The organism is Nocardia otitidiscaviarum NBRC 14405, assembly GCF_000308635.1.
In the GTDB taxonomy this organism is placed as follows: domain Bacteria; phylum Actinomycetota; class Actinomycetes; order Mycobacteriales; family Mycobacteriaceae; genus Nocardia; species Nocardia otitidiscaviarum.
The window spans coordinates 1-1423 of the sequence record NZ_BAGD01000255.1 but is presented as its reverse complement, the minus strand read 5'-3'; the positions used below and the strand labels follow the sequence as shown (position 1 = coordinate 1423).

The following is a 1423-nucleotide window of genomic DNA, read 5'->3' as shown; positions in this document are numbered from 1 at the left end:
GGTTGCGTCCGTCAGAGTGGTGTAGCAGCTCGCTGATCGAGCAGTGAGTCTCGATTTCCCGGACATGGGGGTGGTCACCGCGTGATTCTTCAAGAGACCGACCAAAGTCACTGAAGAAAGAAGTCCACGCGATGACCGATATTCAGCGTATCGACCCCGGCGCCGTGCTGTCCGAGCATTTGGCCGCCGCCAGCCCTGACCTGCTGCGCGGGCTGCTGTCCACCTTCGTACAGACCCTGATGAGCGCCGAGGCCGACGCGGTATGCGGTGCCGGCTACGGCGAACGCAGCGACGACCGCGTCAACTCGCGTAACGGCTACCGCCACCGCGACTTCGACACCCGTGTGGGCACGATCGATGTCGCGATCCCGAAACTACGGTCGGGCAGCTATTTCCCGGACTGGCTGCTCGAACGCCGCAAACGCGCCGAACGGGCGCTGACCAGCGTGGTCGCGACCTGCTACCTGCTCGGTGTCTCGACGCGGCGGATGGAGAAACTCGTCGAATCCCTGGGCATCACAACACTGTCCAAGTCGCAGGTGTCGATGATGGCCCGCGACCTCGACGCCCAGGTCGAAGCGTTCCGCACCCGTCCGCTCGACCAAGGGCCTTACACGTTCGTCGCCGCCGACGCGCTGGTGCTGAAGGTCCGCGAGAACGGGCGCGTGGTCAACGTCCACGCTCTGATCGCCACCGGCGTCAACAACGACGGATACCGGGAAATCCTCGGTCTGCAAGTGACTTCGGGAGAGGACGGCGCGGGTTGGCTGGCGTTCTTCCGGGACCTGGTCGCCCGCGGCCTGGCCGGGGTGAAGTTGGTGACCTCCGACGCCCACGCCGGTCTGGTCGCGGCTATCGGCGCGACCCTGCCCGGCGCGGCCTGGCAGCGGTGCCGCACCCACTACACGGTCAATCTGATGAGCGTCTGCCCGAAGTCCTCCTGGCCGTGGGTCCGCACTCTGCTGCATTCGGTGTTCGATCAAGCAGATCCAGAATCTGTTGCTGCGCAATATGATCGGATGCTCGACGCGCTGGCCGAGAAGCTGCCCACGGTCGCCGATCACCTCGACGCGGCCCGCGCGGATCTGCTCGCGTTCACGGCGTTTCCCAAGCAGATCTGGCGTCAGATCTGGAGCAACAATCCGCAGGAACGGTTGAACAAGGAGATTCGCCGCCGCACAGACGTCGTCGGCATCTTCCCCGACCGCGGCTCGATCATCCGCCTGGTCGGCGCGGTCCTGGCCGAACAACACGATGAATGGATCGAAGGCCGCCGCTACCTCGGCCTCGACGTCCTGGCCCGCTCCCGCGACCTCACCACCGACGAACAGGAGGACACCGCACCGGCAGAACTGACCGCCTGACCGACATTTCGGATCATGCGGTGACCACCCCAGTTACACCACACCCCGGGACTTGACCC

1 protein-coding gene is annotated in these 1423 nt (G+C 65.1%); it reads left to right on the top strand.

Annotated elements, in window-relative coordinates; genetic code table 11:
* Positions 1-131 precede the first annotated feature (131 nt).
* Positions 132-1364, top strand: a complete 1233-nt coding sequence (locus tag ON31_RS29595) for an IS256 family transposase (protein ID WP_039818387.1) — start codon at positions 132-134, stop codon at positions 1362-1364.
* Positions 1365-1423: the final 59 nt, after the last annotated feature.